This is a genomic window from Altericroceibacterium xinjiangense (assembly GCF_003958635.1).
GTDB lineage: Bacteria > Pseudomonadota > Alphaproteobacteria > Sphingomonadales > Sphingomonadaceae > Altericroceibacterium_A > Altericroceibacterium_A xinjiangense.
On record NZ_RSEK01000014.1, the window covers coordinates 26552 to 40934 of the forward strand.

The window sequence follows — 14383 nt, forward strand, 5'->3', positions numbered from 1 at the left end:
GTCGATAAATGGACGTGAATCGCCGATCGCTGCTGGCGGGGGGTGCGGGCCTGATGGCCCTCGCCGCCAGCCGGGTAGCAGCACAGACAGCCCCGCCCGTCGCGGGCGGGGCTCTCCCTCCAGGGCTCCCGCAGCCGACCGAGACGATCGATCTCTGGCCGGCTGGGGCTCCGGGAATGCCGGCGCGCCCGCCAGTCGAGACGGTGGACGAACGATCGACCGATACCCTCGTCACTGATCGCGCTGTACGCGGAATTTCGGTGCCGCGCATGGCGGTGTTCCGGCCCGACCGGCCGAACGGCGCGGCCGTCCTGCTGATGCCGGGCGGCGGCTACCGCCATGTCGTGGTCGACAAGGAAGGCTATGAGATGGCGCGCTGGCTGAAAGCACGCAACTTCACGGCCTTCGTCCTGTTCTATCGCCTGCCAGCCGAGGGATGGGCTGCAGGACCGGATGTGGCTCTTGCCGATGCCCAGCGCGCCATGCGTCTCATTCGGTACAATCATGCGGACTTCGCGATCGATCCGGAACGCGTCGGGGCGATGGGCTTCTCTGCCGGTGGGCACCTGTGTGCCGATCTCGGCACGCGCTTTGCTCATCCCGCCTACCGCCCGGTGGACGAGGCTGATGCGCTGAGTGCCAAACCGATCTGTGCAGCGCCGATCTATCCCGTCGTTTCCATGATTTCTGGTATCGCACATGCCGGGTCGCGCGACCTTCTGCTGGGGCCGAATCCATCCCCTGCGCTCGAAGCGCAGCATTCTCCCGATCGCAACGTGCCCTCCGACGCGCCGCCTTTTTTTCTGCTCCACGCGGAGGATGACGAAGTGGTACCTGTCGAGAACACGCTGCTTCTGCGGACCGCGCTGGAAGCTCGAGGCATTCCGGTCGAGACGCATCTTTTTCAGCACGGCGGTCATGGGTTCGGCCTACGCAAGACGATTGGCAGGCCGGTTGAGCTTTGGCCGGAGTTGTGGCGGGCCTGGATCCGTGGAACCGGCCTCGCATGATCCAGCTCGACTGCTCCTTCGCGCGCCGAAGAATCTCCCCGCAAGCCGCCGGTTCTGCTGGCGCACTCGGCTGTAAAATCGAGCCACGACCTGGGCGGAGAGCCCTCGTTCGGGCGGTGCTCTCTGCGTGAACAACCCCGCTCAGGGCATGGAGATGCCCGCCTGCAGCCCTGCGGACCGAAGGGATGGGTTGGCGCTCCGGGCAGGTTTTCACAACGGGGAGGCGAGCAAGAGCCGTTGTTGTGGCTTTCCCTATCACCGTCTTTGAGGATTGAGGAATTGCAGGAAAGAAGCCGATTGCCGTCGAGCCTCTGCACGCCCCTGGGACGTAGATCCGTCCTGATGGGCGGCATTGCTGCCTCCGCTGCGGCGTTCCTGCCGGGGTGCAAACCGCAACTGGCGGGGGTGCTTACCAGTTCAGACACCCACCCGGCGGACTATCCCACGGTTCAGGCGGTCGAGTACATGGGCAAGCTCCTCGCCGAGCGTACCGGGGGACGTCTCGGGATCAAGGTTTATGCCGGCGGGCAGTTAGGCAGCGAGACCGACACGCTTGAGATAACCAGCTTCGGTGGGCTTGACCTCAACCGCATCAATCTTGCGCCGCTGAATTCGATAGAGCCGGCAACCCTTCCTTTTGCGCTGCCCTTCGTGTTCGACTCGGTGGCGCACATGCGGCGGGTGGTGGACAGCGAACTCGGGGACGAGGTGCTGGCATCGCTCGAGCCGCACGGCCTCGTCGGATTGGTGTTCTACGATTCGGGCGCCCGCCATTTCTACAACACCAAGCGTCCGATCGTCACGCCTGCCGACATGGTCGGATTGAAGCTGCGAGTGCCTGCTTCCGACCTGTACGTAGCAATGGTGAATGCACTGGGTGCGAACGCGGTGCCGATCCCTTTCGGCGAAGTCTATCAGGCGCTTGCCCAGGGTGTGATCGACGGGGCGGAGAACAACTGGCCCTCTTTCGTCAGCGCCCGCCATTATGAAGTGGCGCCGTATTTCAGCCTGACCGCGCACTTGCTGACACCTGAAGCTCTGGTGATCAGCAAGGAGACATGGGATCAGCTCAGTCCGGATGACCGTGCCCTTGTCCGCCTTGCGGCGCGAGATTCGGTACCGTTCATGCGTCGGCTGTGGGATGCGCGGGTCGAAGAGGCGCGCGCGACGATCATCGCCTCCGAGGTGCTGGTCAACTCGGTTGATACCGATCCTTTCGCCGCGCTGATGCGGCCCGTGTGGGACGAGTTCATCACCACGCCGCAGCAGGCGGCGCTGGTGGAGCGTATTCTCGAAATGGGGAGTGGCAGATGACCCGCACATTATCGGATTGGCTCATCCGCTTCGGTTCGTTCGGGCTCGTGGCGATGACTGCGATCATCGGCTGGCAGGTCTTCGGACGATACGCACTGCAGTTCAGCCCATCGTGGACTGAGCAGGCCTCGCTGGTGCTGATGATCTGGTACGTGATGTTCGGGGCGGCCGCCGGGGTTTACGAAGGATTTCACATCCGCATCGCGCTGCTCGATGAAAGGCTCGGAGAAAGAGCTGTGACGGTGCGGCGTCTGGTCGCGGCCATCGTAGCAGTGCTCGGCGCGATACTGCTGATCTACGGCGTGCAGATGTGTTGGCTCGTGCGGACGAATGTCATTCCCTCGCTCGGGATCAGCCGCTCCCTTGCTTACGTTCCGCTGCCCGTGTCGGGCTTCCTGATGGTCGTCTTTGCAATCCCGCGCATCGTCAGCGGAGCACCTTATGCGGATGAAGGAGTCGACTGATGGAGCTTGCTGTCCTCTTCGGCGCCCTGTTTCTCCTGCTGGTGATCGGCGTTCCGGTCGGTTTCGCGCTGCTGGGCGCGTCGCTGGCGTGCTTTGTGGTAATGGGAATCCCGGCCATCGTCGCAGTGCAGCGGGTCGCTGCCGGGATCAGCGTATTCGCGCTGATGGCGATCCCGTTCTTCATCTTTGCCGGAGATCTCATGTACCGCGCCGGTATTGCCGAGCGGCTGGTGCGCGTCGCTGACGCCGCGATGGGGCGGATGAAGGGCGGGCTTGGCTTGGTGAACGTCGGCGCGTCGATGATGTTCGGCGCGGTGTCGGGCTCGGCCATCGCCAGCGCGTCTGCCATCGGCTCCACGATGGTCCCGCTGATGAAGGAGAAGGGCTATCCCGCCGATTATTCGGTAAACATTACGGTCACTGCGGCAATTGTCGGCCTGCTGATCCCGCCTTCCCATAACATGATCATCTATTCGGCGGCATCGGGTATTGGGGTTTCGATCGGCGATCTGTTCGTGGCGGGAGTCATTCCGGGCCTGCTGACCGGCTTCATGCTGATGGGCACGGCCTGGTTCATTGCGCGCAGGCGTGATCTCCCCCGGGGAAGCTTTCCCGGCTGGCGCAGCTTCATTCGGGCGGCTGCCTATGCCCTTCCTGGCCTGATGACCGCGATCATCATCATGGGCGGCATCCTCAGCGGCTTCTTCACCGCGACCGAGAGTTCCGCCATCGCCGTCATCTACACGGTCCTGGTTGGCGTGCTGGTTTATCGCAGCCTGGGCTGGTCTGCGTTCTGGGAGGCGGCGGCCAAGTCCGTGCGCACCGCATCCATGGTGCTGTTCATTATCGCCGCCGCCACCGCCTTTGGTTTCGCCCTCGCGCTGCTGGAGGTTCCGGCGGCACTTGGGGCTCTGATCGGCTTCATCACCGAAAATCCGCTTCTCACACTGCTGATCATCAATATCATACTGCTTGCGCTCGGAACGTTCATGGACATGGCGCCGCTGATCGTGATCACCACGCCGATTTTCCTGCCGGTGGCCATGAACGTAGGTGTCGATCCAGTGCATTTCGGAATTATCATGATGCTGAATCTGGGGATCGGGCTGGTGACGCCGCCGGTCGGATCGGTGCTGTTCGTAGGTTCGGCGATTGGCCGAACACCAGTGACGACGCTGGTGCGCACGATTTGGCCGTTCTACGCGACGCTGATCGCCGCGCTGTTGCTGATCACCTACATTCCCGCTCTCTCGCTGTGGCTGCCCGCCGCTTTCGCGAGCTGACAGGCAGGGCGCGACTGAAGGGTCGCGCCCCGTTTGCACCGGCGATCACGCATTGCCGAGTCACTGCGCCGCCGTGTTTTGGCACACCGGCTATCGTTGATCGGATACGCAGTGCCTGCACGGCTGGGCACATTGCCGGCCTTGAGAATCTCTGCGCTTGCCGTGGATCTAGAGTGTCACGCCGCGTTTCCAGATCGCGATCGCGCGCTGGCCTAGCCGCTCTGCCGCGGTCGACTGGCCGCCCGCAACGGCCATTAGCAGTTCGCGAAATGCCTCGTCGACACCGACGGTACTCTCGCTCAGTGCCCGGCCTGCGTCGAAATCGATCCAGTCCCTCTTGGACGCTGCAAGGTTACTGTTGGAGGCGATCTTCACGGTCGGGACCGGGAAGCCGAGCGGTGTTCCGCGTCCTGTTGTGAAGAGCACCAGCGTGGCCCCTGCCGCAGCGAGCGCGGTCGATGAAACGGCATCGTTGCCCGGTGCCTCCAGTAGCGTCACGCCGGGCTCGCTCGCCTGTTGGCCATAGCCGATTACATCGGCGAGCGGCGCATTCCCGGCTTTCTGTACCGCACCAAGCGACTTTTCTTCCAGCGTCGTTATCCCGCCCGCGATGTTTCCGGGTGAGGGGTTCTCAGACACCGGCAATCCTTGGTCGAGGAAGTAGCGCTTGAACCGGTTGAGCAGCGCAGCCGCCCGCTGGTGCACGTCTTCCGACGTGGCGCGGGCAAGGAGTGCGTGTTCGGCACCGAAGATTTCCGGGATTTCGGTCAGCACAAGCCGCCCGCCCGCCCCGGCGATCCAGTCGGAAAACCGGCCGAGCAGCGGGTTTGCGGTGAGGCCGGAAAACGCGTCGGATCCGCCGCACTTCAGCCCAACGGTGAGTGCCGAAACGGGCAATGGCTCACGCTTGGCGTCCCCGAACTCCTTCGCCAGTTCCGCGATCAGCCGCAGCGCCGCCTCACGCTCGTTCCCAGCGTCTTGGGCGCGCAGGGTGCGGATCTTGCCGCGGCTCCGTTCGGGCACTTCGGCGAGGAGGGCGTCAAGCTGGTTTGATTCACAGCCTAGCCCCATCAGCAGTACGCCGCCCGCATTCGGATTATCGCACAGGCCCGCCAGCAGCGCACGTGTGCCGCTAAGATCGTCCCCAAGCTGTGAGCAACCGTGCGGGTGCCCGAAGCCGACCACCGCATCGACGCGGCCCTTGTGGAGGCTGTCTGCCTCGCGCGCGATCGCCTCGGCCATTGGGGCGACGCATCCGACGCTGGGCAGAATCCAGATTTCGTTGCGGGTCGCGGCCCGGCCGTCAGCCCGCCAGTATCCCTGCCACTTCGGTTCCGCGGTGCCGGGGGCTCTGGACCTTTCTGTGAAAGCGGGGCGCGCGTACTCTTCCTCTCCGGCAAGCGCGGTCCCGAGGTTATGCGTGTGGACGTGCTCGCCCGGCGCGATGGGCGCGGTGGCGCGGCCGATCCGCTGCCCATACTTGATAACGGGGCTGCCCACGGAAATCGGTTCCAGCGCGAACTTGTGTCCGGTCGGCACTGGCTCCCTTGTAGTTAGTCCGATCCCGGCGATGCGGAACGAATGCCCTTCCGTAAGATCCTGCAGTGCGATCGCGACGTTGTCATCCGCGTGCACACGTAGAGCGGGGGGGTTGTGAGAAACCGGTGTCATGGTTCACTCTTGCCTCTTGGGCGACAAAACTGCAATCCGCTACACCCAGAAGGAGAGGATGCATGACCCGGCCTGACAGCGAAGGCAAAGGCGTGGCGCGTGGCCGCGAGGCACAGCCGACGATCAACGATGTCGCGCGGATCGCGGAGGTGTCGAAGAAGACGGTGAGCCGCGTCATAAACCGTTCGCCTCTCCTGAATGAAGCGACCCGCAAGAAAGTCGAGGCGGTCATTGCCGAACTCGGTTACGTACCCAACCCGCAGGCTCGCGCCCTTGCGCTGAGGCGCAACTTCCTGATCGGTCTTCTGCACGACAACCCGAACGCGCAGATGGTGCTGAACTTTCAGGAAGGCGTACTGGAAGCGCTTCGCGGCACGGAGTTTGCGCTCGTTCTTCACCCGGTGGACCGCCATTCTCCGCAGATGCTGGACGGCATCCGGACGTTCCTGGAGCAGCAGCGTCCCTACGGAGTGTTGATCCTGCCTCCGATCTCCGAAAATGACGAGCTGGCCGCGCTTTGCCGTGAGATTGGCTGCGGTTATGTCCGGATGGGATCCGCGCATCTCGACAACGATGCGCACCTGGTCGAGTCGAACGACCGCCAGGCAGTCGGGCACGCGGTCGACTACCTGGTCGACAGTGGCCATCGCCGTATCGGGCTGATCGCCGGACCGGAAGGCTTCCGCTCCGCGCGGGAACGTTACGAAGGCTTTGTCGAGGCGATGACTCGCCATGGGTTGTCGGTCGGCCCAGAACGGGTGGCGCGGGGAAACTACACCTTCGACAGCGGGCGCGCGGCGGCCGAGCGGCTGCTTGAGGCCAGCCCCCGACCCACTGCAATCTTTGCCAGCAACGATGAAATGGCCGCTGGCGCGCTCCACGCCGCGCGGCAGCGAGGAATCGAGATTCCCGCCGAGTTGTCGCTGATCGGGTTCGACGATACGGCAATTGCGGCGCACATATGGCCGCCACTGACGACGGTGCGCTGGCCTATCGTATCGATGGCGCGCGCTGCCGCCTTCAAGCTGATTCGCCCGGCCGAAACGGCGCAGCAGCCATCGCAGTTCCTGTCGGACCTCGTCCGGCGCTCATCCGTGGCAATCCGGCCGGCGGACTCCGGCGAAGATTAGGAGCGGGGTTGCTAAGATGGCCCAAAAGCGCATATGAAGTTGCCTGACACCGGTTACCTAAGTCGGGCTGCAGGTTCCCATGGGAGAAACATTGAATGTTTGCGAAGACTTATCACGCCACGCATCCGGACATGATGGGGAGCGTCACGAACGAGGAGTTGCGTGAGCGTTATCTGGTGCAGGGGTTGTTTGTGGATGGGCGGGTTACGCTCAAGTATTCGCACAACGAGCGATTCGTGATCGGCGGGGTTGTACCGCAAGGCGGCGCGATTGCGTTGCCGGCGCAGACCGAGCCGGAGAGCGCGAAGGGGCGTCCGTTCCTTGAGCGGCGCGAGATGGCGGCGGTGAATATCGGCTCCGAGGGGGCGATCACGGTCGACGGTCAGCGCTTCGAGATGAAGAACAAGGAGTGCCTCTACGTCCCGATGGGTTCGAAGGACGTCAGCTTCGAGGGGGAGGGCGCGCGGTTCTATCTTGCCTCGCTGCCGGCGCACAAGGCGCTGCCGATCAAGCACATCACCCTGGAGCAGGCCAATCCGCTGGAGCGCGGCGATCTCGTCAACTCGAACCAGCGCACGATCTACCAGCTGGTGATCCCCGGCGTGTGCGACAGCGCGCAGCTTCTGCTCGGCCTGACGGTGCTGGAGGAGGGCAGCGTGTGGAACACGATGCCGCCGCACCTGCACGACCGGCGCAGCGAGATCTATCTCTACTTCGACCTGCCGACCGAGGATGACCGGGTGATGCACTACATGGGCGAACCCGACAGCATGCGGCACCTCGTCATGGCCAACGAGGAGGCGGTGATCAGCCCGCCCTGGTCGATCCACATGGGTTCGGGCACCAAGAACTACGCCTTCATCTGGGCGATGGGCGGGGAGAACCTCGACTACACGGACATGAACGTGCTGGATATCTGCCAGCTCAAGTGAGGGGGAAAGCTGCAATGGCCATATCATTTGACCTGTCGGGCAAGGTCGCGCTCGTCACGGGCGCCAACACGGGGATCGGGCAGGGGATCGCACTGGCGCTCGCTGGTGCCGGGGCGGACCTGGTGCTCGTCGGCCACCTGCCGCCCGAGGAGACGATCAGCGCAGCCGGAAAGCTGGGCCGAAAAACGTGGTTCATCGAAGCGGACCTGCTGACGATCGAGCCGGTGGAGGGCATCGTGCAGCAAGCGCTCGATGCAGCCGGCCGGATCGACATCCTGGTCAACAACGCCGGGATCATCCGGCGCGCGGATTCGACGGAGTTTTCCGAACGCGACTGGGATGAGGTGATGAACATCAACGTCAAGACGGTGTTCTTCATGTGCCAGCGCGTGGGCCGGCACATGATCGAGCGAGGCTCGGGCAAGATCATCAACATTGCCTCGATGCTCAGCTTCCAGGGCGGCATTCGGGTGCCGAGCTATACCGCATCGAAATCCGGCGTGGCGGGGATCACCCGGCTGCTGGCCAACGAATGGGCCGGCAAGGGGATCAACATCAACGCCATCGCGCCGGGCTATGTCGCGACCGACAACACCGCGCAGCTGCGCGCCGATCCGGAGCGTTCGCAGGCGATCCTCGACCGTATTCCCGCGGGCCGCTGGGCGAGCCCGGAGGACATGGGAGGGGCAGCGGTGTTCCTCGCCTCGCCGGCATCCGACTACGTGCAGGGCCACGTGCTGGCGGTCGACGGCGGCTGGCTCGCGCGATGAGCACAAACGCAGGTGCACCGGTCGTCTGCTTCGGAGAAATGCTCCTGCGGCTCACACCCCGCTCACAAACACCGCTCGCCATGGGTGGGCAGCCCTAACGAAACTCGGGCGACGCGCGAAAGGCTCCGGGGCTCAACCGAAGCCCCGGAGTTCGCGCCGCGCGGAAATGCCGCGACCGACCATCCACGGCTTGAGCGCTTTCGCGCGCCGCGAGTGCTGCCGCTCTTTCCGCTTCCCATCAGCTCGTATCGCTCCCGGTGAAGCTGATTGCCCTGTCACAGGGGATCTGGCTGTTCATGGTGATAAGGGTGAAGCGGCCTGACCGCTGCACGAGTCCAATCTGGACAAGTAAGTTAACTCTTCAAACTGACGGCGACGCCAACTGCACTCCCGCACGGGCGCTTGCCAATGACACCGGTTTCCCTTAGCAAAGGACAAAAGCGGGAGAGTGAGATGGGTGAGGCTGCGACGGATTTCGCGACAGGCTTGGCGCAAGCGTTTGTGACCGCTCGGCGCGAGAGCAAGGTGCTGCCCCCTCCTTCCCAAGATTCTGCCGAAAACGTCGCTTCTACCTGCGCCCTGCAGGACCAGACGATTGCTAGCCGTCGTCGTGCCGCGACCGGGAGCGCAAGGCCTGGCGCCATTCCCTGCTGGCATGGACGTGCTCCGCTACAGCCGCGATGCAGCCGACGAATTCTCGATGGAGCAGCCGGACCTTTGGGCCGCTCGCCCGAGAACAGCCAAATGCCGCCGCTTCACGTTCGAGGCTCTGGAGAACCGAATTGACAAAGCCGCTCTACCTCCACCCCGACCGGCTGTTCCCGGCTGATCCGGCAGTGCGCGCCGTTGCGCGTGATCTGTACGCCGCAGTCGCGGGGCTACCAATCCTCAGTCCGCATGGTCATACTGACCCGGCATGGTTCGCGAGGAATGAGCCGTTCGGCAACGCGACCGAATTGCTGCTGGTGCCCGATCATTACCTGTTCCGGATGCTCTATTCGCAGGGGGTCGCAATGGAGGATCTCGGTGTCGGCAATCCCGATGCCGATCCGCGCGAGGCGTGGCGAATATTTGCCCGCAACTTCTTCCTTTTCCGGGGCACGCCCTCACGCATGTGGCTCGACTGGGTGTTTGCCGAGGCATTCGGGCTGGACGTGCAGCTGTCGGGCGGCACGGCTGACCTCTACTATGACACGATCACGGAGGCGCTGAAGACCGACGCTTTCCGCCCGCGCGCGCTGTTCAACCGGTACGGGATCGAAGTGCTCGCGACCACGGAAAGCCCGCTGGACGATCTTGCCCACCATCGGCAGATCCGGGACAGCGGCTGGGAGGGGCGGGTCATCACCGCGTATCGGCCCGACCCAGTGGTCGATCCTGAATTTGAAGGGTTCGCGGGCAACCTAGCCCGTTTCTCCGATCTGACAGGAGAGGATTGCAGTAGCTGGAAGGGCTATCTTGCAGCGCACCGGCAGCGGCGCGCGTTCTTCAAGGCAGCGGGGGCGACCTCCACCGATCATGGCCATCCTACCGCCGTCACGGCCGATCTCTCGCCGACCGAGGCCGAGGCGCTGTTCGCGTGTGTGACGGGCGGGGATTGCACCGCGGCGGACGCCGAATTGTTCCGCGCGCAGATGCTGACGGAGATGGCGGCGATGAGCCTGGACGACGGACTCGTCATGCAGATCCATCCGGGCAGCTTTCGCAATCACAACGCGCAGGTGTTCAAGCAGTTCGGGCGTGACAAGGGGGCGGACATCCCGATGCGCACGGACTACGTCCATGCCCTCAAGCCCCTTCTTGATCGCTTCGGCAACGAAGCCCGGTTGTCGATCATTCTCTTTACCTTGGACGAAAGCGCCTATGCGCGGGAACTGGCGCCGCTGGCGGGGCACTATCCGTGCCTGAAGCTGGGACCAGCCTGGTGGTTCCACGACAGTCCGGAAGGAATGAGGCGGTTCCGGCACATGGTCACCGAGACGGCTGGCTTCTACAACACCGTAGGCTTCAACGACGACACTCGCGCATTCCTGTCGATCCCGGCGCGTCACGACGTTGCCCGGCGGGTCGACTGTGGCTTCCTCGCCGGTCTGGTAGCGGAGCACCGGCTGGAGGATTGGGAAGCGGCGGAACTCGCTCGCGGACTGGCGTATGACTTCGCGAAGGCAGCGTACCGGCTATGAGGCTCTCGTATCGGACATTGTCGCACGTGCCCGACCAGGTACTGCATCCGGAGTATGATGCGCAGGCGCAGAAAGTGGGCATCGTCCACTTCGGAATCGGAGCGTTCCACCGGGCGCACCAGGCCTGGTACACCGATCGCGCGATGGCCGCGGGGGACCGCGACTGGGCGATCTGCGGGGTGTCGCTTCGCAGCCCCGACGTGGCGGAGCAACTTAATCCGCAGGACGGGCTTTACACGCTTTCGACCCAAGGCGGCTCAGGTGAGGAACTGCGGGTGGTCGGCGCGGTGCGCGAGGTGCTGTTCGCGCCGGGCGATCCGCAGGCGGTGGTCGGCCGCGTCGCTTCGCCTGACACACGGATCGTGACGCTGACGGTAACGGAGAAGGGCTATGCACGCAGCGGCGGTGGTGGGCTCGATCAGACACTGGCGGAGCGCAGCTTCTATCCGTTGCTCACCAAGGGACTTCTGCAGCGGCGTGCGGCCAATCTTCCGGGACTGACGGTGATCAGTTGCGACAACCTCGCCGACAACGGGCGAGTACTCGCCGCCTTGATGACCGAGTACGTCGCGGCGCACCATCCGGAGTTGTCAAGTTGGCTGGTCCGCGAATGCCGCTTTCCAGCAACCATGATCGACCGCATCGTCCCCGCCACGAGCGCGGCGGACAAGGAGCGGGTCGAAGCGGCGCTCGGTTTGCGCGATGAAGGCGTCGTGGTGGCCGAGCCATTCAGTCAGTGGGTGATCGAGAACGATTTCGCCGGCCCGGTGCCTGACTGGGCAGGGCAGGGCGCGCAGATTGTCCCCGACGTCGCTCCATACGAAGCTGCCAAGCTGCGCATGCTCAACGGTGCCCATTCCGCGCTCGCCTATCTCGGACTGGAACGCGGGCATGACTACGTTCACGAAGCGGTGTCCGACCCCGCCTTGAGTCCGCTGATCGAGCAGTTGATGCGCCGGGAAGCCGCGACGAGCCTGGAGCCTGCACCCGGGCAGGACCTTGGCGCCTATGCGGACAGCCTGCTGGCCCGCTTTGCCAACTCGGCGCTGCCGCACAAGCTTGCCCAGATCGCGATGGACGGGAGCCAGAAGATCCCCCAGCGCTGGCTTGCGACACTCGCATGGCACAGCCGCCGGGGAGAGGAATGCCCCGCGGTGCTGACCGCGCTGGCTGCGTGGATGCGTCATTTGCGGCACGGCGGACCGCTGGTGAACGATCCGCGCGGGGACGAATTTCGCACGCTGTGGCGGGAAGTCGGCGACGATGGCTTCGCGAGTGCCTTGTTCAAGCAAGGCGGTGCGATCGCCTCGGACTGGTCGCCGCAGGATGCACAATTGAACGAGCTGACCCGCCGGTATTGTGCAGGACAGCTTGCCGCCAACACCACGGAGCCCTCATGACCCGTACTATCGATGAGATCATGCTGACTGCGCCGGTTATCCCGGTGCTGATCGTCGACAATGCCGCACAGGCACGCCCCCTGGCGGAAGCGCTCGTCGCGGGCGGTTTGAACGTGATCGAGGTGACGCTGCGTACGCCCGCGGCGCTTCAGGTCCTGCGTGAAATGCGTGCGGTCGAGGGTGCGATCGTAGGGGCGGGCACGGTGACCAATCAGCGTGAGCTTGCCGCGGCGCTGGATGCTGGCGCCGACTTCATCGTTTCTCCCGGGCTGACCGAGCCGCTCGGCAAGGCGGCGGTGCGCGAGGGGGTGCCGTTCCTCCCCGGCGTTGCCACCGCGGGCGAGATCATGCGCGGGCTGGATCTCGGGCTGACCCACTTCAAGTTCTTCCCGGCGGAAGCTGCGGGCGGAATCCCGGTGCTGAAAGCGCTCGCTGCCCCGTTCGCGCAAGTGCGCTTCTGCCCCACCGGCGGGATCACCGCTCAGAGCGCGCCCGAGTGGCTCGCGCTGGATCCGGTGCTGTGCGTCGGCGGCAGTTGGGTAACCGGCAAGGGCGCGCCTGATTACGCCGCGATCGAACAGGCTGCACGCGAGGCGAGCAGCCTGCGGAGTACGACCCGATGATGGAGATCCGACTTTCCTCGTTTCCCGTTCGCATCGGGTCTCGCTCGCGCGAAGTGGGGTATGTCAGTTCCTGCACTCATGGCGCGGCGGACACTAGCTACCTGCGCAAAGCGACATGGCTGCGCTCCGCCGCTGGTGACAATGACAATCTGATGAGCGAACAAGAGAGGTTCGAGAGGGCCATCGCGCGAGAGCTTGCTGGACACCAGTACGAATGACCGGGCCTTTCGAGCAAGAGCCCGACCGGCTGTGTCAGGGCAACTGCACCTGCTTCTCTGGCCCTGCTGCAGTCTCCGGCAACGAGACTGCATGGGAGGTGCTGGACCAGAAGTTCTTTGGAAGTGAGGGCGCTTACGCCCTCAAGCCATAAATGCAGTTGCTCTGACAGCACTAATGTTGGCGACTAATGAGAAAAGCAGGCCGAATATGACCAAAATCCTCATCTTGTCCTTGGCTGGCGCCGCGGCCGCCTGCTCTCCCGGTGGCGCATCTGATGGCATCAGGGAAGCCATCGAGATCGGCGCAAATGACGAAGCGACGAGTGGTGGCAACAGGGTTGTGACCACCGGCAAGACCGATATCCCCTTCGGTGAGGTGCCGGCAGGAGTGCTGGCCGCGGCCCTTGATGCGCGCCCTGGGTTCACGGTAGCCGAAGCGGAAGCCGAAGTCCGTGACGGACGCCGCTATTTCGATATTGGCGGCACTCTTCCCGACGGCACTGAAGTCGAGTTCGACATCATGCAGGATGGTCGGCGGTGGCGCGTCGTTGAAACGCAGCGCGACATCGCCTTTGCCGCCGCGCCGGAACCGGTTCGCGCCGCATACAGCTTCAGCTTCGCTCCCACGCGGGTAATCGAAAGCACCCAGGCTGACGGGCTCGTCATCTACGAGCTTTTTGGCACGGCTGCCGGGAGTTCCGAGGAACAGAAGGTCGAGATCAAATGGGACGGGCACCGGGCCGAAGTTCTCACGCATGAGTGGGCTCACTGATCGGCAAAGCGAGAATGCCTCGCGCGGTGAGCGGAGAACCTTGCTGTGGGTACTGTCCAGGGAGCGGTAACGGACAGCGATCAGGCGCATGGAACAGTAGGACAGGCGTAAGCCTCACCCTGGCGAAGCCGCTAATCCTCGGGTGGACTCTGCGCTCTACCTAGACCTGCGCGTCTCCTACGACTTCGCGGTCGGCGACAATGACTGCGAGGTCTTCGGCATGGTCACGAACCTCACGGACAGGGATCCACCGGTGACGCCGTATCACAGCGTGTTTGAAGCCCATCCAATTCAGACGAATAGTGTGCTCTTTGACCTGCTGCGCCGGCGCTATACGATTCGTGTGAAATTCAGGATGTAGATGGCACATTGTCCGACAGATCAGTTCCCCATAAAGTCTGCGAAGTGAAACCATGATCAAGAGCCCTGGAAATCTGAACTTCTCCCGCCGTGGAGTAGTCGCCGGCGCGCTCGGAACGGGCGCATTGATTGCCGCCGCCCCGACCTTCGCTCACACTCCGGGGAGAAAGCCGAACTTCCTGTTCATCATGGCGGACGACCTCGGCTACGCCGACCTGTCGGTGTACGGCCGCCGCGACTACGAAACGCCGGT

12 protein-coding genes and 1 pseudogene are annotated in these 14383 nt (G+C 63.9%); 12 read left to right on the top strand and 1 reads right to left on the bottom strand.

Annotated elements, in window-relative coordinates:
• Nucleotides 1-8: 8 nt before the first annotated feature.
• The 4 genes from ELY13_RS12845 to ELY13_RS12860 all read left to right on the top strand — a co-directional run bounded on the left by ELY13_RS12845 (nt 9) and on the right by ELY13_RS12860 (nt 4071).
• The gene (locus ELY13_RS12845; protein WP_126174320.1) at nt 9-1010 is read left to right on the top strand and encodes an alpha/beta hydrolase; all 1002 of its coding nucleotides are present in this window, start codon (nt 9-11) and stop codon (nt 1008-1010) included.
• Nucleotides 1011-1352: 342 nt separating this feature from the next.
• Nucleotides 1353-2324, top strand: coding sequence for a TRAP transporter substrate-binding protein (locus ELY13_RS12850; protein ID WP_126174321.1), 972 nt, complete (start codon nt 1353-1355; stop codon nt 2322-2324).
• Nucleotides 2321-2788 (top strand): TRAP transporter small permease, encoded by a 468-nt coding sequence (locus ELY13_RS12855; RefSeq protein ID WP_126174322.1) that lies wholly within the window; start codon nt 2321-2323, stop codon nt 2786-2788. Before ELY13_RS12850 ends, ELY13_RS12855 begins: the two co-directional genes overlap by 4 nt.
• Nucleotides 2788-4071 (top strand): TRAP transporter large permease, encoded by a 1284-nt coding sequence (locus ELY13_RS12860; RefSeq protein ID WP_126174323.1) that lies wholly within the window; start codon nt 2788-2790, stop codon nt 4069-4071. The genes ELY13_RS12855 and ELY13_RS12860 overlap by 1 nt, the downstream gene beginning before the upstream one ends.
• Before the next feature lie 168 nt (nt 4072-4239).
• On the opposite strand, the gene ELY13_RS12865 is transcribed toward ELY13_RS12860, so the two are convergent.
• Complete coding sequence (locus ELY13_RS12865; protein ID WP_126174324.1) at nt 4240-5742, bottom strand: UxaA family hydrolase; 1503 nt, start codon at nt 5740-5742, stop codon at nt 4240-4242.
• A 62-nt stretch (nt 5743-5804) separates the two neighbouring features.
• On the opposite strand from ELY13_RS12865, the gene ELY13_RS12870 reads away from it, so the two are divergent.
• The 8 genes and pseudogenes from ELY13_RS12870 to ELY13_RS12910 form a co-directional block, all read left to right on the top strand.
• Nucleotides 5805-6872, top strand: a complete 1068-nt coding sequence (locus ELY13_RS12870; protein ID WP_126174325.1) for a LacI family DNA-binding transcriptional regulator — start codon at nt 5805-5807, stop codon at nt 6870-6872.
• Between the two features lie 95 nt (nt 6873-6967).
• Entirely contained in the window at nt 6968-7804 is an 837-nt protein-coding gene (gene kduI, locus ELY13_RS12875; RefSeq protein WP_126174316.1) for a 5-dehydro-4-deoxy-D-glucuronate isomerase, read from the top strand.
• A gap of 14 nt (nt 7805-7818) precedes the next feature.
• Nucleotides 7819-8574, top strand: a complete 756-nt coding sequence (gene kduD, locus ELY13_RS12880) for a 2-dehydro-3-deoxy-D-gluconate 5-dehydrogenase KduD (protein ID WP_126174317.1) — start codon at nt 7819-7821, stop codon at nt 8572-8574.
• A gap of 782 nt (nt 8575-9356) precedes the next feature.
• The gene (gene uxaC, locus ELY13_RS12885) at nt 9357-10757 is read left to right on the top strand and encodes a glucuronate isomerase (RefSeq protein WP_126174326.1); all 1401 of its coding nucleotides are present in this window, start codon (nt 9357-9359) and stop codon (nt 10755-10757) included.
• Between the two features lie 26 nt (nt 10758-10783).
• Nucleotides 10784-12157, top strand: a complete 1374-nt coding sequence (locus ELY13_RS12890) for a mannitol dehydrogenase family protein (protein WP_241233703.1) — start codon at nt 10784-10786, stop codon at nt 12155-12157.
• On the top strand, nt 12154-12780 hold the full coding sequence (gene eda, locus ELY13_RS12895) for a bifunctional 4-hydroxy-2-oxoglutarate aldolase/2-dehydro-3-deoxy-phosphogluconate aldolase (protein ID WP_126174328.1): 627 nt from the start codon (nt 12154-12156) through the stop codon (nt 12778-12780). The genes ELY13_RS12890 and eda overlap by 4 nt, the downstream gene beginning before the upstream one ends.
• Nucleotides 12781-13206: 426 nt before the next feature.
• Nucleotides 13207-13770: a PepSY-like domain-containing protein gene (locus tag ELY13_RS12900; protein WP_206436065.1), complete on the top strand. Its 564-nt coding sequence runs from the start codon at nt 13207-13209 to the stop codon at nt 13768-13770.
• Nucleotides 13771-14183: 413 nt separating this feature from the next.
• Nucleotides 14184-14383 (top strand): annotated as a pseudogene (locus tag ELY13_RS12910) (sulfatase family protein); the annotation flags it as partial.

Bases quoted from the DNA above. Each gene is read 5' to 3' on its own strand.
- ELY13_RS12855 (WP_126174322.1), top strand. From the start codon at position 2,321: ATGACCCGCACATTATCGGATTGGCTCATCCGCTTCGGTTCGTTCGGG.
- ELY13_RS12900 (WP_206436065.1), top strand. From the start codon at position 13,207: ATGACCAAAATCCTCATCTTGTCCTTGGCTGGCGCCGCGGCCGCCTGC.
- ELY13_RS12870 (WP_126174325.1), top strand. From the start codon at position 5,805: ATGACCCGGCCTGACAGCGAAGGCAAAGGCGTGGCGCGTGGCCGCGAG.
- eda (WP_126174328.1), top strand. From the start codon at position 12,154: ATGACCCGTACTATCGATGAGATCATGCTGACTGCGCCGGTTATCCCG.
- kduI (WP_126174316.1), top strand. From the start codon at position 6,968: ATGTTTGCGAAGACTTATCACGCCACGCATCCGGACATGATGGGGAGC.
- ELY13_RS12860 (WP_126174323.1), top strand. From the start codon at position 2,788: ATGGAGCTTGCTGTCCTCTTCGGCGCCCTGTTTCTCCTGCTGGTGATC.
- kduD (WP_126174317.1), top strand. From the start codon at position 7,819: ATGGCCATATCATTTGACCTGTCGGGCAAGGTCGCGCTCGTCACGGGC.
- ELY13_RS12865 (WP_126174324.1), bottom strand. From the start codon at position 5,742: ATGACACCGGTTTCTCACAACCCCCCCGCTCTACGTGTGCACGCGGAT.
- ELY13_RS12845 (WP_126174320.1), top strand. From the start codon at position 9: ATGGACGTGAATCGCCGATCGCTGCTGGCGGGGGGTGCGGGCCTGATG.
- ELY13_RS12850 (WP_126174321.1), top strand. From the start codon at position 1,353: ATGGGCGGCATTGCTGCCTCCGCTGCGGCGTTCCTGCCGGGGTGCAAA.